At 65.7% G+C, this 19,585-nt stretch carries 16 protein-coding genes; 4 read left to right on the top strand and 12 right to left on the bottom strand.

Going from position 1 to position 19,585, the window contains the following annotated elements; all coding sequences use genetic code 11:
* Window positions 1–104 precede the first annotated feature (104 nt).
* Window positions 105–1,307: a cytochrome P450 gene (locus Q0030_RS15535; RefSeq protein WP_298368501.1), complete on the bottom strand. Its 1,203-nt coding sequence runs from the start codon at window positions 1,305–1,307 to the stop codon at window positions 105–107.
* 82 nt (window positions 1,308–1,389) lie between these two features.
* Between Q0030_RS15535 and Q0030_RS15530 the strand changes: the two genes are divergently transcribed.
* On the top strand, window positions 1,390–1,914 hold the full coding sequence (locus Q0030_RS15530) for a MarR family winged helix-turn-helix transcriptional regulator (protein WP_029082941.1): 525 nt from the start codon (window positions 1,390–1,392) through the stop codon (window positions 1,912–1,914).
* 454 nt (window positions 1,915–2,368) lie between these two features.
* Here the strand turns inward: Q0030_RS15530 and Q0030_RS15525 are convergent, their stop codons facing one another.
* A complete protein-coding gene (locus Q0030_RS15525) occupies window positions 2,369–4,228 on the bottom strand; it encodes a feruloyl-CoA synthase (protein ID WP_298368496.1) in 1,860 nt (619 codons plus the stop codon).
* A gap of 156 nt (window positions 4,229–4,384) precedes the next feature.
* On the opposite strand from Q0030_RS15525, the gene Q0030_RS15520 reads away from it, so the two are divergent.
* Both Q0030_RS15520 and atzF read left to right on the top strand, forming a co-directional pair.
* A complete protein-coding gene (locus Q0030_RS15520; RefSeq protein WP_298368493.1) occupies window positions 4,385–4,915 on the top strand; it encodes a MarR family transcriptional regulator in 531 nt (176 codons plus the stop codon).
* 205 nt (window positions 4,916–5,120) lie between these two features.
* Window positions 5,121–6,941, top strand: coding sequence for an allophanate hydrolase (atzF, locus tag Q0030_RS15515; RefSeq protein ID WP_298368491.1), 1,821 nt, complete (start codon window positions 5,121–5,123; stop codon window positions 6,939–6,941).
* A gap of 43 nt (window positions 6,942–6,984) precedes the next feature.
* Here atzF and Q0030_RS15510 read toward each other — a convergent pair whose 3' ends face one another.
* The 10 genes from Q0030_RS15510 to ugpB all read right to left on the bottom strand — a co-directional run bounded on the left by Q0030_RS15510 (window position 6,985) and on the right by ugpB (window position 18,347).
* Window positions 6,985–7,722 carry a GntR family transcriptional regulator gene (locus tag Q0030_RS15510; RefSeq protein ID WP_298368488.1) on the bottom strand — a complete coding sequence of 246 codons (738 nt, stop codon included), beginning with the start codon at window positions 7,720–7,722 and terminating at the stop codon, window positions 6,985–6,987.
* 42 nt (window positions 7,723–7,764) lie between these two features.
* Window positions 7,765–8,157 carry an oxalurate catabolism protein HpxZ gene (gene hpxZ, locus Q0030_RS15505; protein WP_298368486.1) on the bottom strand — a complete coding sequence of 131 codons (393 nt, stop codon included), beginning with the start codon at window positions 8,155–8,157 and terminating at the stop codon, window positions 7,765–7,767.
* 1 nt (window position 8,158) lies between these two features.
* Window positions 8,159–9,535 carry an AtzE family amidohydrolase gene (locus tag Q0030_RS15500; RefSeq protein ID WP_298368810.1) on the bottom strand — a complete coding sequence of 459 codons (1,377 nt, stop codon included), beginning with the start codon at window positions 9,533–9,535 and terminating at the stop codon, window positions 8,159–8,161.
* A gap of 28 nt (window positions 9,536–9,563) precedes the next feature.
* Window positions 9,564–9,743: a DUF4089 domain-containing protein gene (locus tag Q0030_RS15495; RefSeq protein WP_298368483.1), complete on the bottom strand. Its 180-nt coding sequence runs from the start codon at window positions 9,741–9,743 to the stop codon at window positions 9,564–9,566.
* 19 nt (window positions 9,744–9,762) lie between these two features.
* Window positions 9,763–11,577, bottom strand: coding sequence for an ABC transporter ATP-binding protein (locus tag Q0030_RS15490; RefSeq protein ID WP_298368480.1), 1,815 nt, complete (start codon window positions 11,575–11,577; stop codon window positions 9,763–9,765).
* Window positions 11,578–11,674: 97 nt separating this feature from the next.
* Complete coding sequence (locus Q0030_RS15485) at window positions 11,675–12,574, bottom strand: ABC transporter permease (protein WP_298368477.1); 900 nt, start codon at window positions 12,572–12,574, stop codon at window positions 11,675–11,677.
* Window positions 12,575–12,583: 9 nt separating this feature from the next.
* Window positions 12,584–13,597, bottom strand: a complete 1,014-nt coding sequence (locus Q0030_RS15480) for an ABC transporter permease (protein ID WP_298368475.1) — start codon at window positions 13,595–13,597, stop codon at window positions 12,584–12,586.
* Window positions 13,598–13,990: 393 nt separating this feature from the next.
* Window positions 13,991–15,613 carry an ABC transporter substrate-binding protein gene (locus Q0030_RS15475; RefSeq protein ID WP_298368472.1) on the bottom strand — a complete coding sequence of 541 codons (1,623 nt, stop codon included), beginning with the start codon at window positions 15,611–15,613 and terminating at the stop codon, window positions 13,991–13,993.
* 245 nt (window positions 15,614–15,858) lie between these two features.
* The gene (locus Q0030_RS15470; protein WP_298368469.1) at window positions 15,859–16,806 is read right to left on the bottom strand and encodes an aminoglycoside 3'-phosphotransferase/choline kinase family protein; all 948 of its coding nucleotides are present in this window, start codon (window positions 16,804–16,806) and stop codon (window positions 15,859–15,861) included.
* A 230-nt stretch (window positions 16,807–17,036) separates the two neighbouring features.
* Window positions 17,037–18,347, bottom strand: a complete 1,311-nt coding sequence (ugpB, locus tag Q0030_RS15465; RefSeq protein WP_298368807.1) for a sn-glycerol-3-phosphate ABC transporter substrate-binding protein UgpB — start codon at window positions 18,345–18,347, stop codon at window positions 17,037–17,039.
* Window positions 18,348–18,563: 216 nt separating this feature from the next.
* On the opposite strand from ugpB, the gene Q0030_RS15460 reads away from it, so the two are divergent.
* Window positions 18,564–19,553, top strand: a complete 990-nt coding sequence (locus Q0030_RS15460; protein ID WP_298368466.1) for a TRAP transporter substrate-binding protein — start codon at window positions 18,564–18,566, stop codon at window positions 19,551–19,553.
* The last annotated feature ends 32 nt before the right edge of the window (window positions 19,554–19,585 follow it).

Here is a 19,585-nt window from a genome sequence, read left to right as displayed (position 1 = left end):
CCAATCCTAAATCGTCCAATCCTCAATCGCCCAAACCCGAAGCCCCTCATCGTATCCCCTCCCATGTTTGCTCAACCAACCTTTTGGCGGTATTGAGCGTCTCGTCAGGCCGGCGTGATCTCGACCGGCAGGCTGCTCAGCCCGCGTAGCGTGTTGTTGAAAAGCCGCTTCGGCTCGCCTGATATTTCGATCCTGGCGACACGACGCGCCAGCGCCGCCATCATCACTTCGCCCTCAAGGCGGGCGACGAGCTGGCCGACGCACATATGGATGCCCGAGCCGTAGCCGACATGGCCCGACGTCCGGCGCGTGATGTCGTAGCTGTCGGGCGCTTCCCAGCGGCGCGGATCACGATTGGCCGCGGCCAGGAACATCAGCACCTTCTCGCCTTCGGGAATGGTGGCCCCGCTGAGCTCGACGTCGCGGGTCGTGGTGCGGAAGAAAGTCTGGACCGGACTTTCGAACCGCACGGCTTCCTCGAATGCGTTGCGCGCCAGCGTCGGATCACTGCGCAACCTCTCGAACTGGTCGGGGAAGCGGGCGAGGCAGTAGACGGCGGCGCCGATGCCGTTGACGGTGGTGTCGAGACCGGCCGAGAGCAGCGAGCGCACCAGCAGCGGCGCCTCGGTCGCGGTAATGGCGCCGCTATCGACGTGGGCGTGGATACAGGCGCCGATGCCGCCTGGGGTGAGATTGTCGCGCTGACACTGCTCGGCGATGTAGCTCTGGTGCGGCGCGGAGCGCTCGATCGCCTGCTTGCGCAGTTCGTTCGGCGGCCCGAAGGCGTTGAACACCAGGCTTGCGTAGGGCAGCAGATGCTCACGGCCCTCCGGCCGCAAGCCCAGCGCGTCCGGGAAGATCGACAGCGGATAGGCTTCCGCGAGGTCCTCGATCGCGTCGAAACGGCGCTTCTCCAGCAGCACATCGACCCGGGCCTCCGCCGCGGCGGCAAATTGCCCGCGAAGCTGCTTCATCACGGTCGCCGACAGCACGGTGCTCAACACGGTGCGGGTGCGGGTGTGCGCCGGCGGGTCGGCCTCCAGGATCAGGCTCGGCGGCCGCCATGGCTTCTCCTTGGAGAAGTCGCTGAGGCCAACGCCGCGGCTGGAGCAGAACGTCGCGGGATCGTTCAGGACGGCATGGACCTCGGCATAGCGTGCCACGCCGTAGACATTCCACTTGTCGAGATAGACCACCGGCCCGGCCTCGCGCAGCCGCTGATGGGTCGGGAACGGGTCGGCGAAGAACTCGAGCGCGAACGGATCGACGTCGAGATGCGGGACGGACGCGGCTTCTGTTGCAGTCATCGGGACCTCCCGAGGTTTGATCTTGTCAATACGGGCCGCATGTCTATTGCTCCCGAACAGTTTCGCAGCGATGATTTGAGAAATGAGCAGCCAGCCCCTCCCCCGAAAGCCCCGCCGGCCAAGACCGGCCGATCCCGCAGATGCCACCGATGGCCCGCTGCTGGACCTCAATCGCTATGTGCCGGCGTTCATCACCTTTATCGGCAACAAGCTGTCGAACAGCGCCACCGCGTTTTACCAGAAGAATTTCGGCGTCAACGTCACCGAGTGGCGGATCATCTCGCAACTGGCGATCGAGCCGGGCATTCCCGCCTCCCGGATCTGCCAGGTGATCGGCTTCGACAAGGGCCCGGTCAGCCGCAACCTCGCGGCGTTGCAGAAGCGCGGCCTGCTGACGATCCGCACCGCGCCCGACGACGGCCGCACCCATTCGATCACCCTGACAGCGCGCGGCCGCGCGATCCACGACAAAGTCATCGTCGCGGCGCTGGAGCGCGAGCGGCGGCTGCTGTCGTGCCTGAAAAAGGACGAGCGCGAGGTGCTGATCGACCTGCTGCGCCGGCTGCATGAGAATCTCGGCGCCGTGACCGGGCAAAGCACGACCTGACCGGACGGCGGGACCGCCGGCGACGCCCTGGGCCCTCGTGATACTCGCCCGGTTGTCCATTCGTGCCGTTCGCGCCGTGCTGCGCAACATTGTCCTCCCAAATGCATGGCCGTTGACCGGCCCTGTCCCTATGGGTGCGGAAACTCGCACAGCTTAGTTGCTATGGCAACTAAAAACGCGAGCGTGTGCGGCGCGGCGAGAGGAAGCAGGGCGGAACCGGCTCGGACGAGGGGGGCGAACGTGCCGCTTTTTGCCGACTGTATCCGCTGGCTCCCTTTACCTCTCCCGCTTGCGGGGGAGGTCAGATCGCATCGCAAGATGCGATCTGGGTGGGGGCTCTCGCCACGATGCGATTTGCGGAGAAAGCCCCCACCCTAGCCCTCCCCCGCAAGCGGGAGAGGGAACATACTTCCGATGCGGCGACTGGAAGTGTCGGTCAATTCAGCGAGTAATCTCAGCCCGCGCAGGCTATCGGCTCACCCGACGCGTCGTCCTCGAGCACCGCCACCGCTGCGCTGCGGCGCGTCAGCACGGCGCGCTGGTTGATGTAGCCCTTGTCGGTGATCTCCCCGCCGTCGACCGAGGCAGGCTCAGCGAGCAGCAGCGCGCGGGTGGCATGGCCGGAGGAATGGCCGCCCTGCGCCTTCAGCCGTGCCAGCCCCTGCCCGATCGCGGAACGGACCGCCGGATGGCCGATCGCCTCCTGCGCGCCGGCGCTCTCGGGCAGTCCTGCGAGCGCACGGCAGGCGGCGAGGTTCGGGAACACCAGGAAGCGCACCTCGTCGCGGCCGTGGCCGGTGACGACGATATCCTGCGCAAGCGGCGCCAGCGCCGCGATACCGGCCACGCGCAAGGTGCCGACGCTGACCCAGGTGCCGGAATTGAGCTTGAAATCCTCCGCCACACGGCCGTCGAAGAACAGGCCGAGATCGGGCCGGGCGGGATCGGCGAAGGTGACGGCGTCGCCGATTTTGTAAAAGCCCTCGTCATCGAAGGCCTCGGCGGTAAGTTCGGGCGCCTTCCAGTAACCTGGCGTGACATTGGGCCCGCGCACGCGGACCTCGAGCTTGTCGCCGGAGGGCACGAGTTTCAGCTCCGTGCCGGGGATCGGCACCCCGATATTGCCGGAGCGCTTTGCGAGGAAGTGGCAATCAGTCGCCAGCGGCGAGGTTTCGGTCGATCCCCAAGCCGACACCATCGGCAGGCGTCGTCCCACGGTTTGCAGCGACAATTCCTCCAGCGCGTCCCACAGATTCTGCGGCAGCGCCGCGCCGGCATAGAAGGCGAATTTGGTGCCCTCGAAGAACTTGCGGCGCAATTCCTCGTCGGTGCGCAGCGCCGCGATCAGCATGTCGAAGCCGCGCGGCACGTTGAAATAGACCGTCGGCACCACGGTGCGCAGATTGGCGAGCGAGGTCGCGAACAGGCCGGGCGCCGGCTTGCCGCCGTCGATATAGAGCGTGCCGCCGTTGCGCAGCACCAGATTGAAATTGTGGTTGGCGCCGAAGGTGTGGCTCCAGGGCAGCCAATCGAGGATCACCAACGCCTCGCGGGACTGCTCCAGGAACGTCCAGGTCTGCGCCTTCGCCTGCTGGCTCGAGGTCAGCATGCGCTGGGTGTTAATCACGGCCTTCGGCGTGCCTGTCGAGCCCGAGGTGAACAGGAATTTCGCGATCGTGTCCGGCGTCACCGCGGCGAAGGCGGTGGCGACATCAGGTGATTCAGGCGTCGCCGCGACAGTGCGGAACGCCAGCGCATCGGCATCTTCGGGATTGCCGCTGACGACGGTCGCCCGATGCAGCGGCGCGATCGCCGCAAGCGCCGCGGCGAACGATTTTGTGCTCGCGACATAGATCGCACCGGGATCGAGCAGCGCAATCATACTCTTCAGCTTGTCGAAATCCCGGGACATCAGCGAATAGGCCGGCGAGATCGCAGCCGAAGGCACGCCGACATGCTGGGCGGCGAGCGCGAACAGCGCGTGATCGATGCCGTTGTCGGCGAGGATGACGAGCGGCCGTTCCGTGCTCAGCCCTTGTGCCAAGACCCACGATGCGGCCCGCCGCACGATGGCGACCGCATCGCGATAGCTGACGGTGCTCCAGGGCGCTTCGGCGCTGGCGCGCTCGCCGAGGAAGATGCGATCCGGCGCCTGCCGCGCCCAGTGCTCCAGCCAGTCGCCGACGCAGCGGGCGCTGTCTTGCAGCGGCGTGGTGGAGCGGACCAGGATGCTGCCGTCATCCCTGATATCGGCAACGATCGCAGGCGTCGCGAACAGGCGGTGCGGATCGTCTCCGCTGGCGGCCATCGTCATGGTTTCCTCCTCGCCCGTATCTTATCAGGATCGCGCTGCAACATGGTGCGGCGGCGCAGTCCCGGCCGGGCTCTTTGGCCATAATGTTGCGGACATCAATTGTTGTCGTCAACAACAATCTTTCCCTCCCGCCTCAAGCGCGCTAGCGTTACGGTCATGGCAAGCCAGCAAAAGACGTCGCGCAAGGCGGCAGGAACAAGAGCGGCAATCCGCCGCCCCCAGGCGCGCGCGGCGAATGGCCGGGCGAATGGCGGTGACACTGGCGATGACATCGGCCTCGACGCGCTGGTCGGCCACGCCGGCTATGCGGTGCGGCGCTTCCAACTCTGGATATTCCAGGACTTCGTCAAGACGCTGGCAACGGTCGACATCCGCCCGACCCAATATTCGGTCATGACCGTGATCGGGGCCAATCCGGGCCTGAGCCAGATGGCAGTCGCGAAACGGCTCGGGATCGAGCGCGCGCGGCTGGTGCATCTGCTCGACAGTCTGGAAGAGCGCGCCTTCGTCAGCCGCATCCCTTCCGCCACCGACCGCCGCTCCCACGCGCTGCATCTGACCGGGCGCGGCAAGACCGCGCTGGCCCAATTCAAGCGGCTCGCCGCCGAGCACGAGCGGCATGTCGCCGACAAGATCGGCAAGGAAAACCGGGAGCGGCTGTTGCAGATCCTTGCCTGCTTCACCTGATCGATCGACCGGATTTCGGCTTGGTCAAATCTGCCCTCAAATTGGGCAATCACGTCTCTCACACCCGCGCTCCGCGGCACCCAGCGGCCATTTCAAGCAACTGATATTGTGCAATAATCCGTCGCGCCGCGGGTGCAGGCAAATTGTACACAATGGCACATTGCTTGCTTCGATCAGGCTGCAATTCCCTCGCGGCGGGCACCCGATGCCTCACCGCGCCAGAGACGAGGCCAACCACGTGACTGAAACTGTCGCCGCGATCGTTGCTGCACACCGCGCCGGAACCATGACGCCGTCGCAAACGGTGGCGCGCAGCTACCAGCGCATCCGCGAGCACGACGATGCGGCCATCTTCATCAGCCTCCGCGACGAGAGGGACGCGCTGGCCGAGGCCGCGCGGCTTGCGGACCCGACGCTGCCGCTTTATGGCGTGCCGGTCGCGGTGAAGGACAATATCGACGTCAAGGGCCTGCCGACCACGGCCGCCTGCCCGGCGTTCTCCTATGTGCCGGCGAAGGACTCCACGGCGGTGGCAAAACTGCGCGCGGCCGGCGCCATCATCATCGGCAAGACCAATCTCGACCAGTTCGCCACCGGCCTGGTCGGCGTGCGCTCGCCCTACGGCATTCCCAAGAATCCGGTCCGCGGCGATCTCGTGCCGGGCGGATCGAGCTCGGGCTCCGCGGTCGCGGTGTCAGCGGGCCTCGTACCGCTATCGCTCGGCACCGACACCGCGGGCAGCGGCCGCGTGCCGGCGATGCTCAACAACATCGTCGGCCTCAAGCCGAGCCTCGGGTTGATCTCGAACGCCGGGCTGGTGCCGGCCTGCCGCACGCTCGACTGCATCTCGGTTTTCTCGCTCACCGTCGATGACGCATTGACCACGCTTGCCGTGATGGCCGGGCCGGATGAGGCCGATCCGTTCTCGCGCGACCGGCCGCTGGCAGCTCTCGCGGCGTTTCCGGCCAAGCTCAAGCTCGGCATTCCCAAGGGCGGCCAATTGATCTTCTTCGGCGACCGCGAGGCCGAGAAGGCCTATGGCGAAGCACTGAAACGCTGGCGGACGATCGGCGCCGAGCTCGTCGAATTCGACCTCGAGCCGTTCTACGAGACCGCGCGGCTGCTCTATGAGGGCCCCTGGGTCGCCGAGCGCTATCTCGTGATCCGCGACCTCCTGGCGTCGTCGCCGGACGCGATCCATCCGGTGACACGCGAGATCACGATCGGCGGCGCGCGGCCGACCGCCGCCGATACCTTCTCCGCGCTCTACCGCCTGCAGGCGCTGCGCCGCATTGCCGCGCGCACCTTCGCGCAGTGCGATGCCATCGTGCTGCCGACTGCCCCGACGATCTATTCCACCGCCGACGTGCTGGCCAACCCGATCGAGCTCAACTCGCGGCTCGGCACCTACACCAATTTCGTCAACCTGCTCGATCTGTGCGGCCTGGCGCTGCCGGCGGCGATGCGGCCTGATGGCGCGCCGTTCGGCATCACGCTGCTCGCTCCCGCGGGCCGCGACGCGGAGCTTGCCGGCATCGGCCGCGTATTCCACGCCGACACCGGACTTGCCGTCGGCGCCAAGGCAGTGCCGCAGCCACCGCTCGCCGCAATCCCGGCGACGGCCGGCGCCGACGAAATCACGATCGCGGTGGTCGGCGCGCATCTCTCCGGCATGGCGCTGAATCACGAGCTGACAACGCTCGATGCGCGCCTGCTGGAACAGACGGTCACCGCACCGGACTACAGACTCTACGCGCTCGACACCACGCCACCGAAACCCGGCATGCTGCGCATCGAGGCGGGTGCGGGTCATACGATCAAGCTTGAGCTATGGGCGATGTCGCCGGCCGCGTTCGGAAAATTCGTCGCCGCGATTCCGCCGCCGATGGCGATCGGCACGCTCCGGCTCGCCGACGGACGGCAGGCCAAGGGCTTCATCGTGGAGCCCGCCGCGATCGCCGGCGCGAAGGATATCTCCGCCTATGGCGGCTGGCGGACATTCATGGCGGAGCGGACGAAGACGTAACCGACTTTCCTGCCGTCATTCCGGGGCGCGCGAAGCGCGAGCCCTACACCGACACCGCGTAGGTCTCGTATTCGCCGCGCACCTGCTCGATATGGGCGCGCATCGCAGCCGCAGCACCTAGCTTGTCGCCGCGCAGGATGGCGACGACGACGCGGTCGTGCTCGGCGTGGGATTTTGCCAGACGCCCGAGATTGCGGAACTGGGCGCGGCGGAACGGCTGCACGCGCACCCGCGTCGCCAGGGTGATCTCGGCGATATAGGCGTTCTGCGACCCGACATAGATCGCGTTGTGGAAGCGCTCATTGACCTCGTGGAAGCGCTCGGGATTGCCGGTGTAGCTCAGCACCCGCAGCTCCTCGTGGACCGCCTCCAACGCGTGGCGCTCCGCCGCCGTCATCCGCTCGGCGGCGAGGCCGGCGCACATCGCCTCCAGTTCGGCCATCGCCTCGAACATGCCGGTGAGCCGCTCGAGCGAGGGCCGCGCGACCACCGCGCCACGATGCGCACGCGCGTCGATCAAGCCGCTGGCGGCCAGCTGCCGCAGCGCCTCGCGCACCGGCGTGCGCGAAACGTTGAAGCGGCGCGCCAGATCGGTTTCATCGAGCCCCGCGCCCGGCGGCAGCGTGCCGCGCACGATCTCGTCGGCGAGCTGCAGCCGCAGCTCTTCGGCGCGGGTGGTCTTGTCGATCAGCGACGACGCGCGATCGACACGCCGCACCAGCGGCTCCGGCTCGGTGCCCTGCGGCTGCGGCACGCGGGTCGGAAGATCGTCCAGGCTCATGGCTGAAACGCCCTTTCAATCACCCTGATCAAGCCCCCTTGTTCAAACACCCTTGGGTTCATCAATGACGCTGACATGTGCGGCGACGATTCTCCAGCCCTCAGGGAAGCGAATCCATGTCTGCATCTGCCGCCCCACCCGGCTAGGTGCGCTGTCCCGATAGAACAGCGTCGAGGCGATCGCGGTGTCGCGGCCATAGGTCGTGATCACGGTACGGTCGATCTTGCGCATCAGCCCGGCCGCCAGCCGCCCCGCACGAAACGCCGCGATCTCGGCGTAGCCGTAAAGGTTCTCGCCAATGCCATAGCGCAGCGTCCGGCTGTCGTTGCGGAACAGCTCGTCGAGCACGGCGACATCGTTCGAGACCAGCGCTTGCTCGTAACGCTCGAACTGCGCGGTGACCTCGGCGAGCACGTCGGGAAGATCGATCTCCATTTTAGATCCCTCTTGGCGCGGGAGCCGCCACGACACCCATCTGTTCCAGCGCGTAGGCTACCCGCAGCGCGATGTCCTCGCGCCAGGGCGCGGCAATGATCTGCACGGCGATCGGCATCGGTTCAAGCGGCACCGGCACGGCGGCCACCGGCAGGCCGATGAAGGAGATCGGCTGGGTGTGGATCCCGATATTGGGGCGGACCGGAAGATCGACCCCGTCGAGCGTAAAGGTGGCCTGACCGATTTTCGGCGCCACACATGGCGTTGCCGGCGCCAGGATCACGTCGACCGACTGGAACAGCTCCAGCACTTTGGCGCGGTACCAGCGGCGGAATTTCTGCGCCTTGTCGACATAGACCGCCGGAATCATCGCGCCCGCGATCAGGCGGTCGCGCACCGGCGGGTCAAAGTCGCGGGGCCGTTTGCGCAGCCGATCGAGGTGCAGCGCGGCGCCCTCGGTCGTCGTCATGATGAAGGCGGCCGCGCGAGCGCGCGCCGCTTCCGGCAGCTCCACGGTCTGCGTTGCGCCGAGCGCCTTTGCCACGCGCGCGACCGCCTCGACAGCCTCCGGCAGCAAGTTCTCTTGGAAATAGCCGCCGGCGATCGCAACCCGCAGCCCGCTGATACCCTCGGAAAGTAGCGGCACTGTCGGCTCAACCGCTCGCGCGACGCAGGCGGGATCCTCAGCGTCGGGCCCCTGCATCACGTCATAGCCGAGCGCGAGATCTTTCACGCTGCGCGCAAACGGACCGAGATGATCGAAGCTTGCGACGAACGGAAAGGAGCGCGCGCGCGACAGCCGGCCATAGGTCGGCTTCAGGCCGAACGTGCCACAGAATGACGACGGCACCCGGATCGAGCCGTTGGTATCGGAGCCGAGCGCGATCGGCACCAGCGCGCCGCCGACGGCGCTGCCGGAGCCGCCCGAGGAGCCGCCGGCCATCCGCGTCGGATCATGCGGATTGCGCGACGGACCGTCATGCGCGTTCTCGCCGGTGAAGTCGTAGGCGTATTCGCCCATGTTGAGCGCGCCGACCAGCACGGCGCCGGCCGCTTCCATCCGCTCGATCAGCGTGGCATCGCGCTGCGACGGCGGCAGGTCGCGGTTGATCTTGGAACCGGCACGGGTCGCAAGGCCCTGCACGTCGAACAGATTCTTCACCGCGAAGGGCACGCCGGCAAGCGGGCCGGCCGGTTGGCCCGTCGCGATCGCGGCGTCGACCGCCTTGGCTTTGGCCCGCGCGCGATCGGCGGTGACGTCGGTGAAGGCATTGAGGACCTTGTCGTGCGCCGCGATGCGCGCGAGGACCGCTTCGGTCGCGGCGAGGGCGGAGATCTTGCGGCTCGATACGGCCTGCGCGATTTCGGCGGCCGACATGAAAGCGGGAGTTTCGGACATCGCGATCTCAGGTCGAGTAGACGGCGGCCGAGGCGACGTCATCGGGCAGCGGGAAGTCATCGACCAGCCGCGCCAGCCGCAGCGCGACCTCGAGATTTGCGCGCACCGCCGGACGCCAGGTTTCTTCCAGCGGCAACGCCATCGTCCGGGCGACGGCGTTCATGTAATCGTCGAGATGATCGTCCATTTCGCTCCCAATGAGTTTCTCAAGCCACCGGCAACGGCGGATGCGGGATCGCCGTGAGCAGCTCCCTTGTATAGGCATCCTGCGGATTGCCCAAGACGTGTTCGGATGCGCCCTGCTCGACGATGCGACCGCTGCGCATCACGATGACGCGATCACACAGCAGGCGCACCACGTTGAGATCGTGCGACACGAACAGATAGCTCATGCCCATCGACTGCTTGAGGTCCTGCAGCAGATTGAGCACCACCGCCTGCACCGAGACGTCGAGTGCTGCGGTCGGCTCGTCGAGGATGACGAGTTTCGGATGCAGCGCAATCGCGCGCGCGATACCGACACGGGCCTTCTGGCCGCCGGAGAGCTGATGCGGAAAGCGGTCCAAAAAATTGACCGGCAGGCCGACCAGCCGCGCCAGCTCCTCGCAGCGGTCGCGGAGCGCGTCGCGCCCCCTGATGTCGCCCAGCTGCATGATCGGGTCCGCGATCGCGCGCGCCGCGGTGAAGCGCGGGTTGAGGCTGTCGGTCGGATCCTGGAACACCATCTGGATCTGGCTGCGTCGCGGCAGCCGCGCGAAGGATTGCGGCATGATGCCGCCGATGTCCTCGCCATCGAACACGATGCGGCCGGAGGTCTGGTCGAGCAGCCGCATCACCATCATCGACGTTGTCGACTTGCCGCAACCGGATTCGCCGACCAGCCCGACGCTCTCGCCATGGTCGATCGAAAAGCTGATGCCGTCGACGGCGCGGAAGATGTCCTCCTCGACCGGCGGCTTGCGACCGAACAATTTTGCCAGCACGGAGCCTGTGCCCTGGCGCGGGTATTCCTTGACGAGCTTTTCGACGAGCAGGAGGGGTTCTCTTCTCTCGTCGCCCCCGGGCTTGACCCGGGGGTCCATCGAGGAAGGTGAGTCTTGCGAAGGTTGATGGATGGCCGGGCATAGGCGAGCGGAAGCGACGCCGTCCTTCGGACGGCTATGCCCGGCCATGACGGACGGAGATGTTGGTGCCTCCTCCTCCGGCAACAAGTCCCTGAGCGACACCCCGATCCGCGGCGTCGCGCGCATCAGCTTCTTGGTATAGTCATGCTGGGGCGCGGCGAAGATGTCGGCCGACTTTGCGGTTTCGACCACGCGGCCCTTCTCCATCACCACGACACGGTCGCAATAGGCGGCGGCGAGGCCGAGATCGTGCGTGATCAGGATCGTCGACATCGATCGGCGCCGGGTCAGCTCCACGATCAGGTCCATCACCGCCTTCTGGGTGGTGACGTCGAGGCCGGTGGTCGGCTCGTCGGCGATCAGAAGCTGCGGGTTGCAGGCCAGCGCCAGTGCGATGACGACGCGCTGGCACATGCCGCCGGAGAGCTCGAACGGATAGGCGTGATAGCGCTCGCGCGGACGCGCGATCTTGACCTGCTCCAACGCCTCGATCGCCTTCTCGCCGCGATCGGCGACCTGCGCCTGCTGCACATGCTGGCGCAGCACGTCCTCGATCTGGTGCCCGACCTTGCGGATCGGATTGAGCGCCGCGCGCGGATTCTGGAAGATCATCGAGACTTCGCGGCCGCGCAGATCGCGCATCTGGCTCTCCGAGGCCGACTTGACGTCGATGCCGGAAAACATCACCGAGCCTTCGGCGATCCGGCCGGCGCGATCGAGGATGCGCATCACCGCATATGATGTCACCGACTTGCCGGAGCCGGACTCACCGACGATGCCGACGGTCTCGCCCTTGCCGACCGATATGTTCACGTGCTGCACCGCCTTGACGATGCCCCGACGCGTCGTGAACTCGACCGTGAGGTCCTGGACGTCGAGCAGGGGCTGGGCGGTCATGCGCGGCTCCCCTCACGCGGGGCGTCATCCAAAAATCTGCAAAACAACCCCATGCAAAGTAGCGAAACGGTAGCGTAACACCGTGCTGAGACAGTCATCACGTCCTCCGCTGCGGGTCGACGATGTCGCGCAGCCCGTCGCCGAGCAAATTGAAGCAGAACACCGCGATCATCAGCGCAAGGCCCGGGAATAGCGCGATCCACCATTCGCCCGACACCATGAAGCCGGCGCCCTCGGCAACCATGATGCCCCACTCCGCGGTCGGCGGCCGGACGCCGAGGCCGATGAAGGAGAGACCCGCGGCATTGAGGATTGCATAGCCCATGGTGAGCGACATCTGCACGATCATGATCGGCATGATGTTGGGCAGGATGTGCCCGAGCAGGATGCGGTACTCGCCGTTGCCGGAGAGCCGAGCCGCCTGCACGAAGCCGGCGTTGCGGCGGACGTTTGCTTCGGCGCGTGCGACGCGGGCATAGAGCGGGAAGTTCACGATCGCGGTCGCGATGATGATGTTCTGCACGGTGTTGCCGAGCGCCGCGACGATGCCCATCGCCAGCACGAACAGCGGGAACGCCATGATGGTATCGGCGATGCGGCCGACGATGCGATCGGTCCAGCCGCCGAAATAGCCGGCGGCGATGCCGGCCAGCCCACCCATCAGGAACACCAGCACCACGGAGGCGACCGCGATGAAAGTGTCGAGCCTGGTTGCCACGATGACCCGGCTGAAGATGTCGCGGCCGAGCTGATCGGTGCCGAACCAGTGCGCGGCGGACGGCGGCTTCAGTGCCGCAGCGGTGTTCGAGGCAAGCGGATCGTAAGGCACCACGTAAGGCCCGAACAGCGCGGCAAACATGATCAGGATCAGGAGTGCGAAGGCAAAGCCGGTGACCTTGTTTTCGCTCAGCACGTAGCGGGTCTGCTCGAAGACTGCGGCGAGCCCGGAGGTGCGCGCGGGACCGACCGGCTCAACAGTGGGGGCAACGCTGCTCATCTGTCCTCCCTACCCTTCCAGCCTGACGCGCGGATCGATCACGCCATAGAGGATGTCGATCAACAGATTCAGCAGCACGTACATGACCGCCATGGTCAGCACGAAACCCTGCACCGGCGCGAAGTCGGACGCGATCAGCGCTTCCACCGCGTAGGAGCCGATGCCGGGCCAGGCGAACACCTTCTCCACCAGCACGTTGGCCCCGAGCAGGAACGAGAACACCATGCTGAGCGTGGTGATGACCGGCAGCATCGCGTTACGGAACGCGTAGGTCACAATCACCTTGCCGGGCGACAGGCCGCTGGCGCGCGCGGTGCGAACGAAATCGGACGCCAGCACCGCCAGCATCGAGGCGCGCGTCATGCGCGCGATCGGCGCCAGCGAGAAGATCGCGAGCGTCACCGCCGGCAGGATCAGCTGGCTGAACGCCGAACGGAACGCCTCGAAGTCGCGCGCGATGAGCGTATCGATGAGATAGAAGCCGGTGACGGTCGGCGGTGCGCTGTAGAACACGTCGAGCCGGCCGAGCGGCGCCGGCGACCAGCCGAGCCGAAAATAAAATACGTAAACCAGCACGAGGCCGGTGAAGAACACCGGCAGCGACACGCCCGCCGTCGTGGTGACGCGACAGAGATGGTCGATCCAGGAGCCCGGCCGCGTCGCCGCCAGCACGCCGAGCGGGATCGCGATCACGATCGAAACGACAAGGCCGAGCAGAGTGAGTTCGGCCGACGCCGGCAGACGGTTGCGCAGCTCGGCGGCGACCGGCTGCCCCGTGGTGAGCGACGTGCCGAGATCGCCATGAGCGAGATCATTGGTGTAGCGGACGAACTGCTCGATCAACGGCTTGTCGAAGCCGAGCTTCTTCCTGATCTGGTCGACCGCCTCCTTGGTCGCCGCAGGCCCTGCAAAATACGCCGCCGGATCGCCCGGCAGCGCACGTGTCAGCAGGAACGTCACGATCACGACCCCGATCAGCGACGGGATCGCGAACAGCAACCGCTTGCCGATGAGGGTCAGCATACGATGCCCCGGCTTGAAGAGCGTGAGGCAACGGGACTGACGGGACTCCCTTCCCCCTTGCGGGGTAGGGCTATCGCATATGACGTCTGCGGAGATCGTCCGCGGGCCCCCTTCGCCTCTCCCGCTTGCGGGGGAGGCCGACGCGCGCTCAGCGCGCGGCGGGTGGGGGCTCTCTCCACGATATGACTCGCGGAGAGAGCCCCCACCCCAACCCTCCCCCGCAAGCGGGAGAGGGAGCCGGCTGCCGATGCCGTTACCACTCCAATTTCATGTGCGATTGCACTGCCCCCTTGCAGGGTGCTCCGCAAAGAGGAAGGGAATAAGAGAGCGGTGCTCACCTCACCTGGAGCGATCGAGAGAGACGCGAACACGCTGCGCGCGCTCATCATGATCTCACCCCTTCGCCATCGCGCGATAGTCGAGGCGGCGGTGGAACCAGTATTGGTAGCCCGAGATGTTCTTCTGCATCGCGACGTTGACGAACGGCTGATACAGCGGGATGCGCGGGATGTCGGCGAAGGCGAGATCGATGAAGCCCTTGACGTCGGCGTCGTAGGCCGCGGTGTCGCCGGTGGCGGCAGCGATGCGCGCACCGTCGATGAGCTTGTCCATCTCGGGCGACTTGTAGCTCATCGTGTTGAAGATCGAATTGTTGCCGTGATAGCACCAGTAGAAGAAGTACTCGGGGTAATCGAGCCAGCCCGAGAACACGTTGGTGAACAGCGGCATTTCCTTCTTGGTGAGTTCGGTGCGCCAGTTGGCGCCGGGCACCTTGTTGATGGTGGTCTTGATGCCGAGCTGCGCGAGGCTCTCCTGCACCAGCACGCAGAGCGGCTCGTTGACGCCGGCGAAGTTCAGATCGAACGAGATCGTGGTCTCGAAGCCGTTGGCATAGCCGGCTTCAGCGAGCAGCGCCTTGGCCTTTTCCATGTCGGTGACATATTTGGTCGGCTGCGGCCAGGCGACCTCGGTCGGCTTGTCCTTTGGTGCGCCGAACATCGGGTTGGCGAGGCCGAACAGCACCGCATCCATGATCTTCTGATACGGCATCGCGTAGGCCATCGCCTGCCGTACCTTGGGATTGTCGAACGGCGGCTTGGTGACGTTCATGCCGATGTACTGGATGCCGTTGGAGAACGGTAGCGAGACCACGTTGAGCTTGCCGTTCGCCTTCATCTCCTGGAAATCCTTGAACGGCAGCTCATAGGAGATATCGGCATCGCCGCGTTCGAGCAGCGCACGGCGGTTGCCGGCCTGCGGCACCATGCGCCAGATCACGCGCTTGATCTTCGGCATCGGACCGCAGACCCAGTCGTCGTTGCGCTCCATGACCACTTCGGTGCCCGCGGTCCATTTGGTCACCTTGTAGGCGCCGGAGCCGGCGGTCTGCTGCTTGGTGAATTCGAGGCCCCACGGATCCTTCTCGCTGGCGTTCTTCTTCACGAGCTCGGAGTTGACGACGCAGGGCACGATGACCGCGAGGTCGGGGATCGTGAGCTTGTCTTTCTTGAGGAAGTCGACGCGCACCGTGTGGTCATCGACGACAACGAACTGCTCGGGCTTGGTCAGCGAGCCCGCGCTCATCTGGAAGGTCGGGAAGCCGCCGACGCTGACGGCACGGTCGAGCGACCATTTGACGTCCTTCGCCGTCACCGGCGTGCCGTCGTGGAATTTGGCGTTCTTGCGCAGCTTGAAGGTGACCGACATGTCGCCGATGTTGAAGTCCTCGGCGAGCTCGGGCTTGAATTTGTCGCGGTCGTAATAGGGCACGCCGCCCGGACCGCTCTTCATCTCGTGGCTGATCAGCCGGTCGTAGCAATTCCACGACACTTCATAGCCGGGCACGTTGGTGCCGATGCCGTGGATATCGAGATTGTTGGGACCGCCTTCGGAGACGATCAGCAGCGTCTCGGAGCGCGCGTCGGCCTTGGCCGGCGACCAGATCGCGGGCGCGGTCGGCGCCAGCGCCCCCGCTGCCAGCCCGGACACCGATTTGAGGAAATCGCGACGCTTCATGTGATGCTCCAACGCCCTTGAGAACGGCCTTGGAACTCGAATCGCAAGGATTGTGCCAACCCTTAACGAAACCTTATGGAGCGCTAACACGCAGGAGATATGGAAGAAATCGTCGAAGGCACCTTGTTCTGACGTCGATCAGCACGGCATGCATTGCATACAAAGGAAGGCTGTCTGCTCAATGAATGAGCACTTCCCAGACACTGCTCGCTTTCTGGCTGGCGACCGATATCGCACCCAACCAGCTAGCCGGGCCAGATCAGCTCCTGCAACTGCACGAGATCGTCGACCCGGTCCGGCCAGCCCGCGATGCAGATGTGCCGGAGCGGATCGCTGGCCGAGTGCAGCATCATGAGCGCCATCAGCCGCCGCTTCAGCGCGAACGTCACCTCGCTGCGCGGGATGCCGTAGCCGTCGAACAGGCTGCGGACCCGGCGCGGATGACCGGCGGCCATGAAGGCGCTGGGACCGAGCAGGTCGTACTCGCCCCACCCCGTGCGGACGTCGCCGAAGTCGAACAGGCCGGCGACGTGCCAGCCGTCGGCGCGGCGGCCGAGCAGGAAATTCTCCGGAATGTACTCGCCGGTCAGGATCACCGGCGGCGCGCGCATCGGGATCAACTCAACGGCGTCACGCAGGAGATCGTCGAGCGAGGTGAGGAATTTCGCCGGCAGACCGAGCCGCTCATGCCGCGCCCGGCACTGCGCGATCTGCCCGCGCATGAAGGCCTCCCAGCGCGGCTCGATCGCCAGCAGGCTGCCGGGCGGCACGCGCTGCACCTCGGCGATCACGGCGCCGATCTCACCGAGCACGCGCTCCCGTTCGGCTTCCGACAGCGATGGCCATACCTCCGAGCCGACGGTGCCGGCGAGGTGCGTGATGACGAGATAGGGCCAGCCGTCGCGCTCGCCCTCCGCGACAAGATCGGGGATCGGAATGCCGAGCCGTCCGCGCAGTTGTGCGAGCGCACCGCGTTCGGACACGAATTGCGGCCGCAGAAACGGCGGGAACAGTTTCAGGATCAGCTCACGGTCGAGCCCGACGACGAGATTGGTGCCGGTCGAGAACACATGCGGATCGTCGCAGCGCAGGCCGTGGCCGTCGGCGATGTCACGCGCCACCGGCAGCCAGCGCGACGTGTCGCCGCGCCAGGCGCGGTAGGAATCGTAGTCGGTGAGGGAAGGAAGATGCATTCGCGCGCGGCCTCTCAACACTGTCGTCCTGGCGAAAGCCAGGACCCATAACCACCGAATTTGATTGTAAGCGGGATCGCGGCCCTAGCCTCGCGCAACGATGAGCGGCCGGGGTAATGGGTCCTGGCTTTCGCCAGGACGACCCTGAGTGTGTGGCGCCGCTTGTGAGCGATACATTCACATCCTCTCAGGATGACGGACAAGGAGTTGAGCAGACCAGACGGCCACCCTCACCGGTCCGGATTGGCGCGCTCGAACTGGCGCAGCAGGCGGTTGCCGCGTTCGACGGCGTTGTCCATCGCGGCCTGCGCCGAACGCTTGCCGGCGAACACCTGCTCGAGCTCTTCCTCGATCACGTCGCGGATCAGGACGAACGAGCCGAGCCGGATGCCCTTGGAATTGTCGGTCGGCGGCTTCAGCGTGACCTCCTCGATCGAGATCGAGGCGCCGGGATTGCGCTCGTAGAATCCCTGCGTGCGACTGAGATCGAATGCGGCGCGGGTGATCGGCAGGTAACCCGTGTTCTGGTGCCAGGCGGCCTGCACCTCGGGCCGCGACAGATAGGCGAAGAATTTTGCCACCCCGGCATATTCGGCGCGCGGCCGGTCGCGCAGCACCCACAGCGTCGCGCCGCCGATGATCGAATTCTGCGGCGCGCCCTGCACGTCGGGATCATACGGCATCATGCCGTAGCCGACCTCGAATTTCGAATTGGCCTTGATGTCGGCGCGCGTGCCCGACGAGCCGATGAAGACACCGCACTCCCCCTTCTGAAAGCGCGGCTCGGCGGTCTGGCCGCGGCCGCTATAGTCGAAGGTCTTGTCGGCCTGCCACTGCGCGAGTTGCGCGATGTGGCGCACCACCAGCGGGTTGTTGAAGATCAGCTGCGCGTCGAGCCCGGAGAAGCCGTTGGCCTTGGTCGCGATCGGCAGATTGTGAAACGCCGAGAAGTTCTCGACATTGATCCAGGATGGCCATGATGTGGTCACGCCGCACATCGCACCGGCCGCACGCAGCCGCTTGGCGACGACGCCGAGCTCCGGCCAGGTCTTCGGAGGCACGCTCGGATCGAGCCCGGCGGAGCGGAACATATCCTTGTTGTAGTAGAGGATCGGCGTCGAGGCATTGAACGGGAACGACAGCATGTTGCCGTCGACATCGGCATAGTAGCCGGCCACCGCGGGCAGATAGGCCGACGGCGCGAACGCCTCCGATTGATCGCGCATCAGCTCGAACACCGGATAGATCGCACCGCGCGCCGCCATCATGGTTGCGGTGGCAATCTCATTGACCTGAACGATCGCCGGCTGGCTGCGCGAGCGGAACGCGAAGATCGCCGCGGTGACGGTCTCCGTATAGTTGCCCTTGTAGGCGGGCACGATCCGGTAGTCGGATTGCGAGGCGTTGAAGTCGGCGGCGAGCCGCTCGAGCTGCTTGCCGAGCTCGCCCGACATCGCGTGCCACCACATGATCTCGGTTGCCGCCTGCGCTGGCGCCACAAGCAGAAGGGCCGCGACGACGAGGTGCGGGACGAGGTGCAAGAGCTTCAAGGCGAGCTTCAAGGCGAACTTCACGACGAGCCGTTCCCGGATGCCAACACGCGGTCATACGGCGCTACAACCGCAAATTCAATCGACACCGCTGGTTGCGGCGCGGTTTTAACGTTTTGGCCGATGGGCGAACCACTGCCCTTCTGCTAAAAGCGTTGAACCTTTTGCTCCCGTCCCGGACACAAATCACAAGGGGAATTGTAGCCTGTGTATCGCCGCGCCGGCCTTTCGCGGACAATAACGCTTGCCGTTGCGCTGCTATGGACAGCGGTCTCGGCGAGCGCTTTCGCGCGCGAATTCCGCACCGCCGATACCCAGAATGAAGACTATCCGACGGTCCAGGCGCTGAATTACATGGACCGCCTGATCGCCGAGCGCACCGGCGGCCGACACCGCATCGTGGTCTTCCATTCCCGCCAGCTCGGCGAGGAAAAGGAGACGCTGGAGCAGACGCGGGCCGGCGCCATCGACCTGAACCGGACCAATGTGGCGCTGATCGGAACCATGGTGCCTTCCGTGAATGTGCTGGCGATGCCGTTCCTGTTTCGATCCCTTGAGCACCTGCAACATGTGCTGGATGGACCGATCGGCAACGAGATCCTGAACAGTCTCGAGGCCCACGGCTTCGTCGGGCTGACCTTCTACGATTCCGGCGCCCGCTCGATCTATAACAGCGTCCGCCCGGTGCGTTCGCTCGACGACCTCAAGGGGCTGCGGCTGCGTGTGCAGCAATCCGCACAGATGTCGGAGATGATCCGCGCGCTCGGCGCCCAGCCGGTCGAGATGGCCTACGGCCAGGTGCTGACCGGGCTCGCCAACCGGCTGATCGATGGCGCGGAGAACAACTGGCCGTCCTTCGTCACCACCGGCCACTACAAATACGCCGGCTACTACACCTTGACCCAGCACACCGTGAGCCCCGAAGTGCTGGTGATGTCACGCAAGGCCTGGGCCAGCCTCACGCCGGACGAGCAGACCATCTTCCGCGAAGCCGCGCAGCGCTCCAGCATCTACATGCGCGAGAAGTGGCGGGAGCTCGAGGAGCGCTCGCGCAAGCAGGCGGAGCTGGCCGGCGTCAAGGTCGTGACCGATTTCGACCGTAAGCCGTTCGAGGCGGCGATGGCCGGCATCTATGCCAAGGCGGAGCGCGATCCGACGATATCAGCGCTGATCGAACGCATCCGCAACATGGAGTGACCGGATCTTGGACGCGCCCAAACAGGACGGGA

Origin of the sequence: uncultured Bradyrhizobium sp. (assembly GCF_947648125.1) — a bacterium.
GTDB lineage: Bacteria > Pseudomonadota > Alphaproteobacteria > Rhizobiales > Xanthobacteraceae > Bradyrhizobium.
Note: the sequence above shows the minus strand (reverse complement) of the source record. Positions and strands in the feature narration are given on the sequence as shown.

Excerpts from the sequence above, each read along its gene's own strand:
- Q0030_RS15535 (WP_298368501.1), bottom strand. The coding sequence starts at position 1,307 with ATGACTGCAACAGAAGCCGCGTCCGTCCCGCATCTCGACGTCGATCCG.
- Q0030_RS15530 (WP_029082941.1), top strand. The coding sequence starts at position 1,390 with ATGAGCAGCCAGCCCCTCCCCCGAAAGCCCCGCCGGCCAAGACCGGCC.
- Q0030_RS15525 (WP_298368496.1), bottom strand. The coding sequence starts at position 4,228 with ATGACGATGGCCGCCAGCGGAGACGATCCGCACCGCCTGTTCGCGACG.
- Q0030_RS15520 (WP_298368493.1), top strand. The coding sequence starts at position 4,385 with ATGGCAAGCCAGCAAAAGACGTCGCGCAAGGCGGCAGGAACAAGAGCG.
- atzF (WP_298368491.1), top strand. The coding sequence starts at position 5,121 with ATGCCTCACCGCGCCAGAGACGAGGCCAACCACGTGACTGAAACTGTC.
- Q0030_RS15510 (WP_298368488.1), bottom strand. The coding sequence starts at position 7,722 with ATGAGCCTGGACGATCTTCCGACCCGCGTGCCGCAGCCGCAGGGCACC.
- hpxZ (WP_298368486.1), bottom strand. The coding sequence starts at position 8,157 with ATGGAGATCGATCTTCCCGACGTGCTCGCCGAGGTCACCGCGCAGTTC.
- Q0030_RS15500 (WP_298368810.1), bottom strand. The coding sequence starts at position 9,535 with ATGTCGGCCGCCGAAATCGCGCAGGCCGTATCGAGCCGCAAGATCTCC.
- Q0030_RS15495 (WP_298368483.1), bottom strand. The coding sequence starts at position 9,743 with ATGGACGATCATCTCGACGATTACATGAACGCCGTCGCCCGGACGATG.
- Q0030_RS15490 (WP_298368480.1), bottom strand. The coding sequence starts at position 11,577 with ATGACCGCCCAGCCCCTGCTCGACGTCCAGGACCTCACGGTCGAGTTC.
- Q0030_RS15485 (WP_298368477.1), bottom strand. The coding sequence starts at position 12,574 with ATGAGCAGCGTTGCCCCCACTGTTGAGCCGGTCGGTCCCGCGCGCACC.
- Q0030_RS15480 (WP_298368475.1), bottom strand. The coding sequence starts at position 13,597 with ATGCTGACCCTCATCGGCAAGCGGTTGCTGTTCGCGATCCCGTCGCTG.
- Q0030_RS15475 (WP_298368472.1), bottom strand. The coding sequence starts at position 15,613 with ATGAAGCGTCGCGATTTCCTCAAATCGGTGTCCGGGCTGGCAGCGGGG.
- Q0030_RS15470 (WP_298368469.1), bottom strand. The coding sequence starts at position 16,806 with ATGCATCTTCCTTCCCTCACCGACTACGATTCCTACCGCGCCTGGCGC.